This is a genomic window from Pseudovibrio sp. Ad13, from assembly GCF_001623225.1.
Taxonomy (GTDB): Bacteria; Pseudomonadota; Alphaproteobacteria; order Rhizobiales; family Stappiaceae; genus Pseudovibrio.
On the sequence record NZ_LMCC01000013.1, the window covers coordinates 667461 to 684088 of the forward strand.

A 16628-nucleotide genomic window follows, 5' to 3' on the forward strand; every position below is an offset into this window, starting at 1 on the left:
TTGTCGCACTAGGAAATTGATTGGCAAAAGTTTTTTCCAATTGCGGCACTCTGAATCTCCCGTGGATATCACCGTTTACCAATCAAGATTTGTGGTGAAATTGAGTCTTTTTGGCCACCTCCAGGTGCTGCCATGAACCGCAAAAGTCGATTTTCCACGCCCACCACTAATATTTCAAACATCGCATATCAGCTATGCAAAATTGACCTACCTACATTATACTTACTATAATGTACTTAGAGCGCGACTAAGTGAAAATGCGGGCGCCCTGTTGCACTGTTTCGCAAACGCACAAAATTCGCGCCTCTAAACATGTAATTTCCTGAGTAAATTCATAGGACTAGAACCATTCCAGACCTCTTCGCAACGCACACAACTTGAGCGAGTTATATCACTACCCACAATTGGCTGCCCAATATCCAAAATGTATGCATTTGTATAATTCTGCCTTGCATTTTTTGCAGGTCTGCCAGCCATTTCGGAATTGACATAAATCAAGATGCAGCCCCACTTGAAGCGTACAGTCAATGTCAACAAGCACTGGACGCAAGGAAGCGTAACTCTCTGCAAGCCTTTGGAATTTACTTGTAGCACCACGCTAAATTGCTCAAATGATGAAGGACCTAAAAATGGGCGTTCACCAGAACATCGATAAAGCTACCGCCGACACTCTTCCTTTTCTGAAAGACGACGGACCCAAGGCTTACGCAGGTTTCAAAAAGGGTGACTGGAACAAAGAAATTGACGTGCGCAATTTCATTCAGCTCAACTACACCCCTTATGAAGGTGCTGACGACTTCCTTGCTGGCCCAACCGCTGCAACAACCAAACTCTGGGACAACGTTCTTGAGTTGATGAAAGAAGAAAACAAGAAAGGCGTTCTCGACGCTGACACTGAAGTTGTTTCTTCTATCGTTTCTCACGCACCAGGCTACATCAACAAAGATCTCGAAAAGATCGTTGGTTTGCAGACCGATGCCCCATTGAAGCGCGCTTTGATGCCTTACGGCGGCCTGAAAATGGCAGCCGCCGCTCTGGAGAGCAATGGTTACAAACTCTCAGAAAAAACCGCTGAGGTCTTCTCTAAGCACCGCAAAACACACAATGACGGTGTGTTCGATCTCTACACTCCGGAAATTCGCCGCGCTCGTTCCGCTGGCATCGTAACCGGCCTTCCAGATGCTTATGGCCGTGGCCGCATCATCGGCGATTACCGCCGCGTTGCGCTGTACGGCATCGACAAGCTGATGGAAGACAAGAAAGCACAGCATGCTTCCCTGGACGGCAACGTCCTGAATGAAGAAACACTACGCCTTCGTGAAGAAATCTCAGAACAGTACCGCTCCCTCGCTGAACTGAAGGAAATGGGCGCTGCACACGGCTGCGACATCAGCCGCCCTGCAGAAAACGCTCAAGAAGCTATTCAGTGGCTTTACCTCGGCTACCTTGCTGCGATCAAAGAGCAGAACGGTGCAGCCATGTCTCTGGGCCGCACAACCACCTTCCTTGACGTTTACATCCAGCGCGATCTGGACAAAGGCATCATCACGGAAGATGAAGCACAAGAACTGATGGATCACTTCGTCATGAAGCTCCGTATGGTTCGCTTCATGCGTACTCCAGATTACAACGCGCTGTTCTCTGGCGATCCGGTATGGGTAACTGAATCCATCGGTGGCATGGGCGTCGATGGCCGCACACTGGTCACCAAAAGCTCCTTCCGTGTTCTGCAGACCCTTGTGAACCTCGGCCCTGCACCAGAACCAAACCTGACCGTTCTGTGGTCCGAGCATATGCCTAAGGGCTTCAAAGACTACTGCTCAAAGATCTCCATCGAGACTTCTTCTGTTCAGTACGAAAATGATGACCTGATGCGTCGTTACTGGGGTGATGACTACGGTATCGCTTGCTGTGTATCTGCAATGCGCATTGGCAAGCAGATGCAGTTCTTCGGCGCCCGTGCCAACCTTGCAAAAGCAATGCTTTACGCAATCAACGGCGGCATCGACGAGAAAACTGGCAAACAGGTTGGTCCAAAAGCACACCCAATCACCGGCGGTGTGCTGGAATGGGATGAGCTGGAACCACTTTACGACCAGATGCTCGACTGGATTGCAAAGGTTTACGTTCAGGCATTGAACTGCATCCACTTCAGCCACGACAAGTACAACTACGAGCGTGTTGAAATGGCGCTGCATGACCGCGACATCCTGCGCACCATGGCATGTGGTATTGCTGGCCTGTCCGTTGTTGCTGACAGTATCTCCGCAATCAAAAACGCGAAGGTCAACATCATCCGTAACGACGAAGGTCTCGCAGTTGATTACGAAATTGAGGGTGATTTCCCTTGCTTCGGTAACAACGAAGACAGCGTTGATGTGATTGCAGAAGACATCATGAAGAAATTCATGGGCAAAATCCGCAATCAGCCAATGTACCGCAATGCGACACCGACACAGTCTGTTCTGACCATCACATCCAACGTGGTGTACGGTAAGAAGACTGGCTCTACTCCGGATGGACGTAAAGCAGGCGAACCATTTGCACCGGGTGCAAACCCAATGCATGGCCGTGACCAGAAGGGCGCAGTGGCTTCTATGAAGTCTCTCTGCAAACTTCCTTACGAAGACAGCCAGGACGGTATCTCTTACACCTTCTCCATCATCCCGGGCGCACTGGGCAAGGATGAAGCTGAACGGATCGACAACCTGTCCCACCTGCTCGACGGTTACATGCATGACATGGGTCACCACATCAACGTGAACGTGTTCGATCGCAAGACCTTGGAAGATGCAATGGAACATCCTGAACTGTACCCACAGCTCACCGTTCGTGTCTCCGGTTACGCAGTGAACTTCATCAAGCTGACCCGTGAACAGCAGATGGATGTGATCAACCGTACATTCCACGGTCAGCGCTAACAGCACTGGGCCAACGGTCAGCGTTAACAGCGCTGGCCTCTCAAATTCCAAAACAAGGCGCGGGGCTCAGTCCCGCGCCTTGTTTATTGCGACAAAAGAGCCAATCTCATGCGACAGGAGCGCACATGCACCTAAAATGAATGGCTGCGTTGCACGATTTCATCTTTAAAAACAAGGTCAAAGACCTTACTTTTAAAGCATTATAAAAAGCAGAAGCGGCTAGAGGAAAAATCCTCACTCCCTATCAAAAACAGGCCGTTCGCAAACAATGATAAAGGATGCCAGCCATGCAAGACACCATGGGCTATGTTCACTCAGTAGAAACAGGCGGAACGGTAGACGGTCCGGGCCTGCGCTACATTGTGTTCACCTCTGGCTGTCCGCTGCGCTGCCTGTACTGCCACAACCCGGACACTCTAAAGCTGAAAGCCGGCAAACAATCCTCCGCCTATGAGCTTTTGAAGGACATCTCCACCTACCGCACCTATTTTGAAACTGGTGGCGGCGGCCTGACCGTGAGTGGCGGTGAACCTATGGCACAAAAAGAGTTCCTCAAAACGCTTCTTTGGGGCTGTAACCAGATGGGCGTTCACACCACCGTGGATACATCCGGCTACTTGCACGCCAACCTTGATGACGAAACCATCGACATGGCAGACCTCTACCTGCTCGACATCAAGTCCTGGGTACCGGAAACCTACAAAAAGGTCACCGGTGTTGAAGTTGGCCCAACCCTTGAGTTCGCAAAGCGTCTGGAAAAGATGGAAAAAGACGTCTGGATCCGCTTCGTGCTGGTACCCGGCCTCACAGACGCCCCTGAAAACGTTGAAGGCGTCGCAAAGTTCGTCTCCGAGCTTGGCAACGTAAAGCGCGTTGATGTACTGCCCTTCCACAAAATGGGCGAACACAAATGGCAGTCCATGGGCAAATCCTACCAGCTCAAAGACACCCGCGAGCCATCAGCCGAAGAAACGGAAGCTGCCAAAGAAACCTTCCGCAAGTACGGATTGGACGTACACTGAACATCTGCCATGCTTAGGCCACAGGCGCCCCAAAGATACCTGTCGATTACATAGGTTCTCCTGATTTTCAGGAAAAAGTCGCCACAATACCTTCCCAGACTAGCCCTCGAAAACATGGGGGCTTTTTCATGAAAAAACGAGTTATCCTCGGTGGGCTGGCTATGCTCACCGCAAGCGCATCAGTTGCAGATGCAGGCTTTAATCAAAGCAGAGCGGAAAAATTCGCCAGGAAAAACGAAAAACATATCATCTGCTACTACCTCTACGGCTTGACGAACCAGAGCAGCAAGCAGGACATCGCCAGAGGCGTCATCACAGCCATGGCCTATGCCAAAGGCATGAAGAAGCAGGAAGCCATCTACGCCCTGGGCTACGGCTCCGGCAAGATCTCCGCCATTCTGGAAGCCGACCCAGACCACCGCGAAGACCTGATCGAAGAACACAGCAAAGACTGCAAATAACAAAAAGGCTGCTATCGGTGTGATAGCAGCCTTTTGAATTCTTGGTCTCGAAATCCCACTTTACTGCGGTTTTCCAAGCACTCTCAGTACGTCATCCTTGGAAACAGCACCTTCATATCCCATTTCACTGCGGATATGAGAGACCACCTGAATACGCTCCGCATTGTCCCTGGCAAGCTTGCCAGTACCGTGCCACAAGCTGTTCTCAAAGCCGATCCGCGCATGTCCACCATGACCAAACGCCAAAGCACCACACGCCGTCTCAGCCCGCCCAAAGGCGCAAAGCATGAACGGGTTGTCCTGCGCGATATGAGCTGCAGCATCGCGGGCGCTAAGGAAACCAAGCAAGTCACGCGGATCGCTCTCCTGATCCTTAGCATAACGGCCAAGCACATAAAGCTGGCTGCCATACCCGGCCGGAACAACGCCCTCACCCATCAGCAGATCAAGACGAGCAACATCTTCCGGCGCATACAGGATATGCTGAACCGCACGGCCAGCTTCCTGAGCCTCAAAGTAGAACCGGCGCGCCAGATCCATATCACCGCCCTCTGGCGCCATTTCACGCATAGCAACAGAAACAGCCTCAGGCTCCACAGCGGCAACAACATCATACTGTTCCTGCGCACTGTACCGACCAACAGCTTCAGTGGTGATCTGAACAACCAGCTCAGGGCACTTGGCCGTCACTTCAAGGATAAGCTCCTTGTAGAGGCCAGCATCCAGAACATGCTGTCCCTCTGCACCGCGCACATGGGCATGGAGGGCATCAGCGCCCTCCGCTTCCACGCTCACCGCGCAGGCAACGACGTCTTCAATCGTCACCGGCAGCTGCGGATGATCCGCTTTGCCACGACGCGCACCATTCGGCGCGCTCATGATGAGCCGCTTTGTCATCAGATAGAAACTCCGGCCTGCGTGAAACTCTCTTTCATTGCAAGGCTTAGCTTCTCGACGATCTCAGTGATATGACTGTCATCAATGATGAATGGAGGAGCAAGAAGAATGTGATCCCCCGTTTTACCATCAACCGTACCACCCATCGGGTAACACATCAGACCAGCCTTCATGGCATTCTGCTTCACTTTCGCATGAAGCTTTAAGGACGGATCAAGCGGCTCTTTCGTATCCCGATCCTTCACCAGCTCAAGAGCACGGAACAGACCACGGCCACGAATGTCAGCCACATATGGGTGCTGACCAAACTCATCATGCAGCGCAGCAGAAAGCTTCTCACCCATGGTGCGCACATGCTCCATACGGCCTGGAGCCGTCAACTGGTCCATCACAGCAGCACCAGCAGCAGCAGCCAGAGAATGCCCCATGTAGGTATGACCATGCTGGAAGAAGCCAGAACCCGTCGCGATGGTGTCATAGATCTCTTTAGAACAGAGCATTGCACCAAGTGGCTGATAACCAGCACCAATCCCCTTCGCGATAGCAACAATATCCGGGCGAACCCCATCTTCGTTGCATGCGAAAATATGACCGGTGCGGCCCATGCCACACATCACTTCATCCAGCACAAGCAGGATGCCGTATTTGTCACAGATCTCGCGGATACGTTTCAGGTAGCCCTTAACAGCCGGCACCGCGCCCATGGTTGCACCAACAACAGGCTCAGCAAAGAACGCAGCGACCTTCTCCGGTCCAACACGCAAAATCTCTTCTTCAAGAAGGTTGGCGGAACGCTGCCCGTATTCTTCGAGCGTTTCACTCTCTTCCTTATAGCGATAGGCGTAACAAGGATCGATATGAGACATTTCGATCAATAATGGGCCGAACATTTCACGGCGCCACTTGTTGCCACCAGCAGAAAGCGCTCCCAGCGTATTTCCGTGATAGCTCTGCCAACGCGCAATCATATGCGAGCGTTGGTTTTCTCCCTTTTCAACAAAGTACTGCCGTACAAGTTTAACAGCAGACTCCATTGCCTCCGATCCACCTGAAACCAGATAGACACGGTCAATGCCTTCAGGAGCTTGGGCCACCAGTTTATCGGCAAGCTCTTCCGCCGGCTCACTGCCAAAAAAGCCAGTGTGAGCGAAGGAAAACTTATCCAGCTGGTCCTTAATCGCGTCGATCACTTGTTCATTAGAGTGACCAAGGCAGGAAACCGCGGCGCCCCCACAGGCGTCAAGGTATCTCTTACCAGTGGAATCAATGAGGTAGCACCCGTCGCCTTTAGCAGCTGTTGGTAGTGTTACACGGGTATTTCTAGGAAAGATGTGGCTCATTTTACAGCCTCCGGGCTGTAGCTCTGTTGTTCGATTGACCGTCCATAGACACGCAAAACTACGCGTGACATTTTGCACAGGCACCACATTGCCTACGTCAAAGTACTTGTCCATAAAAAACTATGAAATATCTCCAGATTGTGATCGGAGACACCCGCACAAAAGACAGTTGAGATATTTTACTACAAATTCCGGCAATAAAATTAGACGGAGCCACACCCAACTACGCAAAACCCCGTGCAGCTTACGTGAAAGTTACTTAGTCACCGAAAGACTCACTCAGTAAAATCTGAACGACCTAGAGCACGCCCGAAGCCGTACGCCGTGTCTGGCGAAGTATCCAGTGCGGCTTTTTCTGCGAAAACATCAAAAGCGTCATGACCAGTGTCAGCGCTTCAGCCACAGGCAGAGCATAAAACACGCTCATCGGGCCAATCACAAACCACAGGACAACGATCAGCAGCAGCGGCATAACCAGTGACCGGGACACAGCAATCAGTGCCGACTGGGTCGCACAATGCATACCTGTAAAATAGCCGGAAAACGCGATGTTAACCCCGTTGAACAGGAAGACAGGCCAGATCACACCAATGATCTCAATCGTCAGCTCTACTGTCGACTGATCTGCATCTCCAACAAAGGCACTTGCCAGCAACATGGGTTGGAAAATCAAAAGGCACGCCAACAGCAAGCCAACAACAAAATTGGTCCCGACCCCAAGCGACAAAAACTGATAAATCCGCCGCGGTTTTCGTGCACCAAAATTGACACTCACCAGAGGCCCAAGCCCCTCACCCACACCATAAAACACCATGATACCGCTGAAGAACAGATAGTTCACAATGGTGAAAGCAGCCACGCCTTGCGCACCAATTTCAGTAATCAGGATCCAGTTGAACAGGAACACGACTATACCACCGGAGCTCTCATTGATGAACTCAGACAAGCCATTATAGGCAGCCGTGTACATTACCCGCCAAGACCCAATAGGACGCAAAAACCGCAACTTTGCGCTTTTATTGGCAAAATGCAAAAGCAGAAACAACATACCAGCCTGACTGGCCAGCCCCGTTGCCAACGCAGCACCCCAAACGCCCCATCCCAGATACCCGATCATCCAGGCATCCAGCACAATGTTGACCACGGTGATCATCACCATCCCTGCAAGGGAAAAGTTGGGACGTCCGTCAACGCGGACAAAGTGAGACAGTGCGACCGCAAGGCTCAAACCGGGAAAGAACCAGGCAACGGTGAAGATATACGTCTCCACCATCTCAGCAGTCTCCGTGTTTGCACCAAGCATCCGTGCAGCTGTTGGCGTAAAGATAAGCAGCAATGCCGCAAACACCACGGAAAAGGCCAAGACGCTGATCAGCGCCTTCATAAAGATGTTGGAGGCATCTCTTTCTCGTTTCTCACCGATGAACTTGCCAGCCATCACGGCAGCACCAACGGTCAGCATCACCACCACGCCAAAGTAGAGTGCAAACATAGGCGTGATCAGGCTAATCGCAGCCAAAGCCGTCGCGCCAACAAAGTTTCCGACAAAGATGCCATCAACAATACTGGCAGAAGCAATGGAAATCATGCCAAGCACAGCAGGAACCGCAAACCGGAAAAACTCTTTCGCCGGATGTCCCTTGGTCATCTGCTCGTTTGCCATTGCCACTGACATGCTTTCCCTTTTGCCTTCGAGAGCGCCCTCCCGCATTTCCGATCAAAATTGAGAAGAATTTGAATTTGAACGATTGATCAACTTGGACATACGCTCAATTTCGTGCTATGTCAAGATTGACCAATTTAAAGAGATAATCTGGAACGCTACATGGCCTATCTGGCGAAGGAAGAACGCCGCAAAGCAATCATTCTGGCAACACTGGATGTTGTGAAGGAAAATGGGTTTGCTGGCATCACCACCCGGGCAATCGCCAAGCAACTTGGAGCCGCAACCGGCATTCTTCACCACCACTTTAAATCACTCACAGATTTAAAGTGCGAAGCCCTGCGCTACCTGTCTCAAAAAAACGGCGACAATTGCATCTCGGTCTCAAAAGATCTTCCACCGACGCAAGCCCTGCTCCGTCTCATCAGCTTCAATGCAACTCCTCAGGAAAAAGCGGAGACCAGCATATGGATCAGCGCGGCAGATGAAGCCAACAGAGACCCAGAGTTTGCGCGTGTCTACGCTGAAGAAACCAACAAAAGCCATGAATGGATCTGCAACAACCTCAAGGAAGGTGTCCGGTCTGGCGAGTACACCCTTACCCTGCCCGCTGAACTTGTTGCATGGAAACTCATGTCACTGGCCTTCAATCTTTATGACGTGTCCAACCTGCCCGACACAGATCTGACACCAGACATGGCCGTCCAGATCCTTAAGGACGAACTGAAGTCAACACTCGGCCTCAACAGCAAAGACCTTGCGTATCAGCTGCTTTCAAGCCATTAAGGTGAGACTTGATCACCGCACAACTTCAGAGAGCTTTCATGAAGAAGATCCTCATCCTCAACGGACCGAACCTGAACCTGCTTGGAATGCGCCAGCCAGAAGTTTATGGCTCCACCACGCTTGCAGAGATTGAAGATCAGTGCCGCGCCCACGCAAAACAGCTGGGTGTAGACCTAGAATGCAAGCAGTCCAACCATGAAGGCGAGCTGATCGACTGGATTCACGAGACCCGTCAGACACGGACCGCAATCGTGCTCAATGCAGGCGCATACACCCACACGTCAATTGCTATCATGGATGCAATCGCCAGCGTGGAACGCCCTGTGATCGAACTCCACCTCTCAAACATCCATCAGCGAGAAGAGTTCCGCCACACCTCCTATATCTCCAAGGTCGCAAAAGGCATGATCTGTGGCCTGGGCGCTCACGGCTACACATTGGCCATAGACGCCGCCCTACGCGTTCTGGAAGAGGAAGACTAGGCAAAGTAGATACTTGGCGTATGAGCTTATCAAACGCCTGCAGCAGGCCACCGTAGCTGAGCGGCTTTATCGGGCAAACTCAGATCAAGCGCTCTCTGAGTTCACTTGCCGTTATACTGCGCAACAACCACAAGCCCCAGAACGGGGCTTCCATCCTCATAGCGCGGCGTGATTTCATCAAGTTCAATCAGCGTAAAGCCATTGTCCGCCAGCACCTTGCGTAGATACTCAGCTGAATGGGCAAATCTTCCGCGATTGTTCATCACATATGGTTTTTCTGAAAAAACCTCATCTGCGGCTGTTTCTGTTGTGAAGATTACCTTGCCATTAAGCTCCACATTCTTCGCAAGGCCAGCAACAGCTTCCTCCAGTGCGCCAAGATAAATAAACGTATCACCTGAGATGATTAAGTCCCAGCATTCTTCCCAGTCATTCTGCAGGAACTCAGTTAAGTCATTCAGGTAAAGATCATCATAAAGCTCTTTCTGATCAGCCTTATCAAGCATACCTTCAGAGAGGTCCACTCCAGTCTTATGCAGCGCAAGATCGCCGATTGCCTCAGCACATAATCCAGTACCGCACCCCAAATCCAAAAGGCGATCAAATCTACCCTCTGTGAACTTGCTAACCATTTCCTGAATAATCTGAGGAACCGCATAGTTGAGCTGTTTAGTCAGGTGCTGATCAAAGTTGTCTGCATAACTGTCAAAAGTCTTGCTCACGCACTGCTCAGGCACTGTTTCGGGTGTGTAATTCTCATCATTTGATCCAGATGCCAACTGCTCTTGCTCGATAGCACTTAAATCCTGCTCTACATTTTTTAAAGCAAGCTGCTCAGCTTCTTCGGTCTTGCCTGCCTCTTTAAGATCCTGCACTTGGCAGTCGATCAAGAACTTTTTGAGCGCAGCATGTATTGGATTGTCTTCATCGTCTGAATTGAAATTAATATTCATCATCGTGACATGCCTCCACCTAAAGCAAACAAGTTGTTTTGCTTAAAAGTTCTAAATCAAAAAGCATGATGAAGACTTACAGTGCTTGATAAATATCGCTTTGTATTTTTGTCAGGCAGTTTGGAGACACTGTTATCTTGATTGAATCCTATGGGAAATGACAGGCACAGCTTCACGCTCCTAGGCCATGAGTGATTGGCCTTGTTGAAAGAGCCAACCCTCCAAATCAGTCATAGTTCTTAGAACTACGCAGCTTCTTGATGTTGCCGCGCTGCTTCTTCCCTTCCATTCGTCGGCGCTTGGAGGCCAGCGTTGGCCGTGTGGCTTTGCGCGTCTTGGGAACATAAGCCGCCTTGCGAATAAGTTCCAGCAACCGCTCCAACGCATCTTCTCTGTTGCGCTCCTGCGTACGGAAGCGATCAGCTGTCAAAACAACTTCCCCCTTCAGCGTCAAACGTGAGCCCGCGATCTTGCGCAAACGAGTCTTTAAGTCATCCGGGAGAGTCGCATTTCCATCCAGATTGAATCGTAATTGCACGGCAGAAGACACTTTATTCACGTTTTGACCGCCCGGTCCGGACGCCCTGATGAAGTCTTCTTTGATGTCGCGTTCCTCAATTGAGTAGCGCTCATTCACCTTTATTTTTTTGCGCTCGCTCATCTGGCCCGCCTGTTACACCACGCATGCATAGCATTGATTGAAATAAGAAATTTTACTCTTTGGTCAAAAAACAACCAATAAAGCAACAGTGCACGCTATAATACCAGCCCCTCAGATTTGCAAAGTTTTACGCAACAAAGCTACGCTCCACCGCAGGTATAGGCGAACGTATAATGCACGTATATGTTTGATATCGCTTGATTTAGTCAGTTCTTCTACCTAGTCTCGAATCCATATCCTGCCAGAGGGTAAAATAATTAAGGCGCTCAGCCGAACAAACAATATTCGTCTCAAGCGTTACTGGAGGGGAAATGACAGAGACTAACATATTGGCGCGGGACGAGATCCAAGAGATCACCGGCCTGACTACAAACAACCTTGATGCTTACTGGATGCCATTCACGGCAAACCGGCAGTTCAAGAAAGATCCACGCCTTCTCGTGAAGGCCAAGGACATGCATTACACCGCCGCCGATGGCCGTCAGATTCTGGACGGTACAGCAGGCTTGTGGTGCTGCAACGCTGGCCACGGACGCCAGAAGATCGTCGAAGCTGTGCAGAAGCAGGTCGCCGAGCTGGATTACGCACCAGCCTTCCAGATGGCACATCCAAAGTCGTTCGAGCTCGCGGCCCGTCTAGCAGCTCTCATGCCAGACCCGTTGAACCACGTGTTCTACACCAACTCCGGTTCTGAGAGCGTTGAAACCGCCCTCAAAATGGCCTTGGCCTACCACAAGGCCAAGGGAGAAGGCTCACGGACCCGCCTGATTGGGCGTGAACGCGGCTATCACGGTGTCAACTTCGGCGGCATTTCTGTTGGCGGCATGGTTGCCAACCGCAAGCAGTTTGGTGCGATGCTCGCTGGTGTTGATCATATACGTCACACCCATGGCATTGCAGGCAATGAGTTCAGCAAGGGCGTGCCGAAGAACGGCATTGAGTACGCTGAAGATCTCATGCGTCTCATCCAGCTCCACGACCCATCCACCATTGCAGCAGTGATTGTGGAACCAGTCGCGGGCTCAGCTGGCGTGATACTTCCACCAGAAGGCTACCTGAAGCGCCTGCGCGACATCTGTGACGAGCATGGCATCCTGCTGATCTTCGACGAAGTCATCACCGGCTTTGGCCGTCTGGGCACTCCGTTCGGTGTCGACTACTTTGACGTCATTCCGGACCTCGTCACCACAGCCAAAGGCCTCACCAGCGGCGTTGTGCCAATGGGTGCGGTGTTTGCCAGCTCCAAGGTCTATGACGCATTCATGACCGGACCTGAGCATCTGATCGAGCTGTTCCACGGCTACACCTACTCAGCTCATCCACTTGCCTGTGCAGCTGCTCTGGCAACGCTGGATGTCTACGCTGAAGAGGAGCTGCTCACACGCGGCGCCAAGATGGCACAGTACTGGCAGGACGCACTTCACTCCCTGCGTGATTGCCCGAATGTGATCGATATTCGCAACATCGGCCTGATTGGCGCGATCGAGCTGGAGCCGATTGCAGGTGAGCCGACCAAGCGTGCATTCACCGCCTTCCTAAAAGCTTATGAGAAGAACATTCTCATCCGCACCACAGGCGACACAATCGCAATGTCCCCACCACTCGTCATCTCAGAAGGCGAGATCGACGTACTGGTTGGCACACTACGCGACGTCCTTAAGAATCTGGATTAAGTTCCTGTTTCAGCATGGAATTTCAAAGAGGCGCCCCGGCGCCTCTTTTTATATACCGCAACGTTATAAGTAACTTACACGCGCACTCTAAAGTTAACCCTTATTAACTTTAACCAGTTCCTGAACGGCAATTCACCACATATCCCAGCATGCACAACAAAGCCCCTCGCCATGAAACCACGAGGCTGATAATGTGCCGCCCGAATTACAAAAGCTCTCATGCATCAGGACTCCCATGCTACCTTCCCGCGACATTTCCCGCCTCATCGAAATCATGAAAGCCCTCAGAACACCTGAGACCGGCTGCCCTTGGGATCTGGAGCAGAACTTCAAAACCATTTCGCCCTACACCATCGAAGAGGCTTATGAAGTTGCCGATGCAATCGAGCGTGAAGACCTGAGTGACCTGAAAGAAGAACTTGGAGACCTGCTTCTTCAGGTCATTTACCATTCTCGCATGGCCGAAGAAGAAGACGCCTTCGCCTTTGGCGACGTGGTTGAAGCCATCACCAAAAAGATGATCCGCCGCCACCCGCATGTATTCGGAGATGACGAGCAAAAAGCAGCGGGCTTCCCGAAAGGCACATGGGACCGCATCAAGGAAGAGGAAAAGCAGGAGCGCAAACAACAACGCGCCGCAATGGGCCTCATTGATCAGATGCCACGCTTTCTGGATGAAGTGCCATCCGCATTCCCAGCTCTGACAGAAGCCGAAAAACTCCAGCACCGCGCCTCAAAAGTTGGGTTTGACTGGGGCGCAGCAGAGCCCGTCCTCGACAAGATCAAAGAGGAAGTGGAAGAACTCACCATTGAAGTCACAGCCAACACGCCAGACCGCAGAAAAATCGAAGACGAACTCGGCGACGTGCTGTTCGCCATCGCCAACCTCGCTCGTCATCTGGAAATCCAGCCAGAAGCCGCCCTCAAACGCACCAATGCCAAGTTCCGCCGCCGCTTCGCCCACATAGAAGACGCAGCAACAGCCGAACAACGCCCGCTCAAAGACCTCTCCCTCGACGAGATGGAAGCCCATTGGCAAGCAGCCAAGAAGTTTGATCCGGCAAGCTGAAGAATATCATCGGGCGAGCAGACACCATGTTCGCCTGAAACTCAGTCCATTCATTCAATCAAAGGGCATGTCTCTGGATTCAGCTCGCACAGGTATCCAACCTTAAGATACGGCTGTATCTTGCCCCACTCCTCCAAAACCTCAGCCACAAACTCTGGATGAGCAGACCAGTCAGCCACGTCCACCGGATACTTGTTTGCAGGCGCAATCATCTTGATTACCCCCGGCCAATGCCGCTCCAACGTCATCAAATAGCGACGGGACGCGCTCACACTACCAACGGCAATCACGGAGCCAATGGCCTCAAAAAGCCCAAGCTCCTTCAAACGCTCAATTGAGAACGCTACATTCTCACCCGTATTCGTCGCGCTGGCCTCCAAAATCATGTGGTGCCTTGGCACACCGTCAGCGACAAGTGCCTCACACATCTCATGCGCCTCAAGTTGCCCTGACGCTGTGTACTCACCACCAGTAATCAGAACTCGCCCAACAAGCCCATCACACCACAATTGCACCGTGACCTGAACCCGCGCCTCAGCACTTCTGTGAGACCCAAACAGCAAACACAGATCAGCCTTTCGGATCTCGGTTCTGACAAGCAAATACCGATCAATCTCAGCGATCAGTTGAGGTGTAAGCTTTAAATGTGAATTGGCTGCGCAGGTCATGACATAACCAGACTAACGGCCAAAACAACAACCAGCAACGCTACACCAAACAATACTCCTTCAAATCCCTCACAAGCAGAAAGGCTGGAAGACCGCGCATAACGCGGATGCCTACGGCATATCCCAGCCCACCAACAAAAAAGCCCCACTCGCATGAGCAGGGCTTTCTTGTTTTCATTCGTCTCTCAGAGGCAATCAGATTGGTGAGTAACCACTGTCGTCATCCTCATCACCATCTTCTGAAGTCGGCTCTTCAGCCAGCTCCAGCCCGGTCACGAAGTATTTCGCGAAACGCTCCCGGACGCGAGATCGATGCGCATCAGGGACGCGAACAGACAAGCGAATGCCGTCCTCTGTATCGTCGCGCGAAAGGATCTCGCAGTTCTGATACGGTTATGCATGCCCCTGCCCATCGCTGTGCGGCAGAACCATCGTCACGGTATCCAGCTGCTCAGCCAGACGCGTCTCGATGCGGGCAATCAGATCTTCGATCCCATCACCACTCAGAGCAGAAACCGCAACCGGCCCCTCATCAACCGAGTTACTTTCCAGCAACTTGGCGCGATGTGCCTCGTCCAGCATGTCGATCTTGTTATAGACCTCAATGACACGATCACTCTCAGACACTTTAAGACCAAGCATCTCAAGCGTTTCATTCACATCCTGAGACTGCGCCTTGGTGTCTTCATGAGCAATATCGCGCACATGAAGCACAATATCAGCCTGAATAACCTCTTCCAGCGTCGCCCTGAAAGCAGCCACCAGATTGTGCGGCAACTCGGAAATGAAGCCAACCGTGTCTGACAGAATGACCTCACGGCCATGCGGCAGCTTCAAACGGCGAAGCGTAGGATCAAGCGTCGCAAACAGCAGATCCTTGGCAAACACCTCCGCATTGGTCATGCGGTTAAACAGCGTAGATTTGCCCGCATTGGTGTAGCCAACAAAAGCGATGACCGGATGCGGCACTTTCTTACGTGCTTTGCGGTGAAGCTTACGGGTGCGCTGAACCTGCTCCAGATGCCCTTTCAGCAGCGTGATACGATCCTGAATGATACGCCTGTCGGCCTCAATCTGGGTCTCACCCGGGCCACCAACAAAACCAAGACCGCCGCGCTGACGCTCAAGGTGAGTCCAGGACCGCACCAGACGGGATTTCTGCCAACTCAGGTGAGCAAGCTCGACCTGCAGGCGACCTTCCTTGGTCTGCGCACGTTCACCAAAAATCTCCAGAATAAGACCTGTCCGGTCAATAACCTTGGTGTTCCAGTCTCGTTCCAGATTTCTTTGCTGGATTGGGGTGAGCGGATGATCAACAACAACCAGCTCAATCTCTTCGACATCAATTCGCAAGCGGATCTCTTCCACCTTGCCTGAGCCGAACAGACTTCCCGGTTTTACATTTGCCAATCGAACCAGACTTGAGGAGACAATCTCCAACTCGATTGCAGCTGCTAGTCCAACAGCTTCTTCCAGTCTGGCTTGTGGGCTGCGCTCGGCACCAAAGGGGCGCTCAGGAGCACCTTTCCCTCTCGCCAGAGCTCTACTTTGAATAATCGGTACGATGACGAGTGACCGGGTTCCCCGGGTCACTTCGTCTTCGCCGGCCTCAACATTCGCATCGCGTTGCTTGCGGTTCAGACCGGCCTCTTTTTTAGATTGGGGCTTCATCAGCCTCCTGCTTTTTCGCCTTCTTCTTCAGCTGGTTCGAACAGCTGTATAGGGCTATTTGGCATGATTGTTGAGATAGCGTGCTTGTAAACGAGCTGGGAGTGCCCGTCACGACGCAATAATACGCAGAAATTATCGAACCAAGTAACTACACCCTGCAGTTTTACACCATTGATCAAAAAGATTGTCAGTGGCGTCTTCTGCTTCCTGACATGATTTAAAAATGTATCTTGAAGATTTTGAGCGCGGTCAGCCATAACTATTTTTTTCCTGTTCTCAGTGGACACGGCCGCGGCATCCACCATTTACTGTTCCCATCCTCGAAACGGCCAAGTGACACTCACAAACACAAGAGAGATGC

Annotated in this window: 14 protein-coding genes and 1 pseudogene; 7 read left to right on the plus strand and 8 right to left on the minus strand. The window is 51.6% G+C overall.

Translation table 11 applies throughout. The features are described from left to right. The first annotated feature begins 629 nt into the window (after window positions 1-629). From pflB to PsAD13_RS16790, 3 genes are all read left to right on the plus strand, one after another. Complete coding sequence (pflB, locus tag PsAD13_RS16780; RefSeq protein ID WP_208986687.1) at window positions 630-2921, plus strand: formate C-acetyltransferase; 2292 nt, start codon at window positions 630-632, stop codon at window positions 2919-2921. A 287-nt stretch (window positions 2922-3208) separates the two neighbouring features. Continuing rightward, window positions 3209-3943: a pyruvate formate-lyase-activating protein gene (pflA, locus tag PsAD13_RS16785; RefSeq protein ID WP_057466240.1), complete on the plus strand. Its 735-nt coding sequence runs from the start codon at window positions 3209-3211 to the stop codon at window positions 3941-3943. A 128-nt stretch (window positions 3944-4071) separates the two neighbouring features. Continuing rightward, the gene (locus tag PsAD13_RS16790) at window positions 4072-4404 is read left to right on the plus strand and encodes a hypothetical protein (protein ID WP_057466239.1); all 333 of its coding nucleotides are present in this window, start codon (window positions 4072-4074) and stop codon (window positions 4402-4404) included. A 60-nt stretch (window positions 4405-4464) separates the two neighbouring features. Here PsAD13_RS16790 and PsAD13_RS16795 read toward each other — a convergent pair whose 3' ends face one another. From PsAD13_RS16795 to PsAD13_RS16805, 3 genes are all read right to left on the minus strand, one after another. After that, window positions 4465-5301 (minus strand): 3-keto-5-aminohexanoate cleavage protein, encoded by an 837-nt coding sequence (locus tag PsAD13_RS16795; protein WP_063318883.1) that lies wholly within the window; start codon window positions 5299-5301, stop codon window positions 4465-4467. After that, window positions 5301-6641, minus strand: coding sequence for an aspartate aminotransferase family protein (locus PsAD13_RS16800; RefSeq protein ID WP_063318884.1), 1341 nt, complete (start codon window positions 6639-6641; stop codon window positions 5301-5303). The genes PsAD13_RS16795 and PsAD13_RS16800 overlap by 1 nt, the downstream gene beginning before the upstream one ends. Before the next feature lie 298 nt (window positions 6642-6939). Then, on the minus strand, window positions 6940-8316 hold the full coding sequence (locus PsAD13_RS16805) for an MATE family efflux transporter (RefSeq protein ID WP_063318885.1): 1377 nt from the start codon (window positions 8314-8316) through the stop codon (window positions 6940-6942). Window positions 8317-8466: 150 nt separating this feature from the next. Here PsAD13_RS16805 and PsAD13_RS16810 point away from each other — a divergent pair, with 150 nt between their 5' ends. Next, on the plus strand, window positions 8467-9090 hold the full coding sequence (locus PsAD13_RS16810; protein WP_063318886.1) for a TetR family transcriptional regulator C-terminal domain-containing protein: 624 nt from the start codon (window positions 8467-8469) through the stop codon (window positions 9088-9090). A gap of 38 nt (window positions 9091-9128) precedes the next feature. After that, the gene (gene aroQ / locus PsAD13_RS16815; protein ID WP_063318887.1) at window positions 9129-9572 is read left to right on the plus strand and encodes a type II 3-dehydroquinate dehydratase; all 444 of its coding nucleotides are present in this window, start codon (window positions 9129-9131) and stop codon (window positions 9570-9572) included. A 101-nt stretch (window positions 9573-9673) separates the two neighbouring features. Here the strand turns inward: aroQ and PsAD13_RS16820 are convergent, their stop codons facing one another. Together PsAD13_RS16820 and arfB are read right to left on the minus strand one after the other, a co-directional pair. After that, window positions 9674-10528: a methyltransferase domain-containing protein gene (locus tag PsAD13_RS16820; RefSeq protein WP_063318888.1), complete on the minus strand. Its 855-nt coding sequence runs from the start codon at window positions 10526-10528 to the stop codon at window positions 9674-9676. 223 nt (window positions 10529-10751) lie between these two features. Beyond that, complete coding sequence (gene arfB, locus PsAD13_RS16825) at window positions 10752-11186, minus strand: alternative ribosome rescue aminoacyl-tRNA hydrolase ArfB (RefSeq protein WP_057466233.1); 435 nt, start codon at window positions 11184-11186, stop codon at window positions 10752-10754. A 311-nt stretch (window positions 11187-11497) separates the two neighbouring features. Here arfB and PsAD13_RS16830 point away from each other — a divergent pair, with 311 nt between their 5' ends. Next, window positions 11498-12859: an aspartate aminotransferase family protein gene (locus PsAD13_RS16830; RefSeq protein ID WP_063318889.1), complete on the plus strand. Its 1362-nt coding sequence runs from the start codon at window positions 11498-11500 to the stop codon at window positions 12857-12859. A 235-nt stretch (window positions 12860-13094) separates the two neighbouring features. Continuing rightward, complete coding sequence (mazG, locus tag PsAD13_RS16835) at window positions 13095-13928, plus strand: nucleoside triphosphate pyrophosphohydrolase (RefSeq protein ID WP_063318890.1); 834 nt, start codon at window positions 13095-13097, stop codon at window positions 13926-13928. A gap of 50 nt (window positions 13929-13978) precedes the next feature. On the opposite strand, the gene PsAD13_RS16840 is transcribed toward mazG, so the two are convergent. The 3 genes and pseudogenes from PsAD13_RS16840 to hfq form a co-directional block, all read right to left on the minus strand. After that, the gene (locus PsAD13_RS16840; protein ID WP_063288834.1) at window positions 13979-14596 is read right to left on the minus strand and encodes a YdcF family protein; all 618 of its coding nucleotides are present in this window, start codon (window positions 14594-14596) and stop codon (window positions 13979-13981) included. A gap of 195 nt (window positions 14597-14791) precedes the next feature. Then, window positions 14792-16267, minus strand: a pseudogene (gene hflX, locus PsAD13_RS16845) (GTPase HflX). Next, window positions 16267-16524, minus strand: coding sequence for an RNA chaperone Hfq (hfq, locus tag PsAD13_RS16850; RefSeq protein ID WP_008546823.1), 258 nt, complete (start codon window positions 16522-16524; stop codon window positions 16267-16269). The pseudogene hflX and the gene hfq overlap by 1 nt, the downstream one beginning before the upstream one ends. Window positions 16525-16628: the final 104 nt, after the last annotated feature.

Coding starts and splice junctions, on each gene's coding strand:
- pflB (WP_208986687.1), top strand. CDS start 630: ATGGGCGTTCACCAGAACATCGATAAAGCTACCGCCGACACTCTTCCT.
- PsAD13_RS16830 (WP_063318889.1), top strand. CDS start 11,498: ATGACAGAGACTAACATATTGGCGCGGGACGAGATCCAAGAGATCACC.
- mazG (WP_063318890.1), top strand. CDS start 13,095: ATGCTACCTTCCCGCGACATTTCCCGCCTCATCGAAATCATGAAAGCC.
- PsAD13_RS16795 (WP_063318883.1), bottom strand. CDS start 5,301: ATGACAAAGCGGCTCATCATGAGCGCGCCGAATGGTGCGCGTCGTGGC.
- hfq (WP_008546823.1), bottom strand. CDS start 16,524: ATGGCTGACCGCGCTCAAAATCTTCAAGATACATTTTTAAATCATGTC.
- PsAD13_RS16800 (WP_063318884.1), bottom strand. CDS start 6,641: ATGAGCCACATCTTTCCTAGAAATACCCGTGTAACACTACCAACAGCT.
- PsAD13_RS16810 (WP_063318886.1), top strand. CDS start 8,467: ATGGCCTATCTGGCGAAGGAAGAACGCCGCAAAGCAATCATTCTGGCA.
- arfB (WP_057466233.1), bottom strand. CDS start 11,186: ATGAGCGAGCGCAAAAAAATAAAGGTGAATGAGCGCTACTCAATTGAG.
- PsAD13_RS16840 (WP_063288834.1), bottom strand. CDS start 14,596: ATGACCTGCGCAGCCAATTCACATTTAAAGCTTACACCTCAACTGATC.
- aroQ (WP_063318887.1), top strand. CDS start 9,129: ATGAAGAAGATCCTCATCCTCAACGGACCGAACCTGAACCTGCTTGGA.
- PsAD13_RS16820 (WP_063318888.1), bottom strand. CDS start 10,528: ATGATGAATATTAATTTCAATTCAGACGATGAAGACAATCCAATACAT.
- PsAD13_RS16790 (WP_057466239.1), top strand. CDS start 4,072: ATGAAAAAACGAGTTATCCTCGGTGGGCTGGCTATGCTCACCGCAAGC.
- PsAD13_RS16805 (WP_063318885.1), bottom strand. CDS start 8,316: ATGTCAGTGGCAATGGCAAACGAGCAGATGACCAAGGGACATCCGGCG.
- pflA (WP_057466240.1), top strand. CDS start 3,209: ATGCAAGACACCATGGGCTATGTTCACTCAGTAGAAACAGGCGGAACG.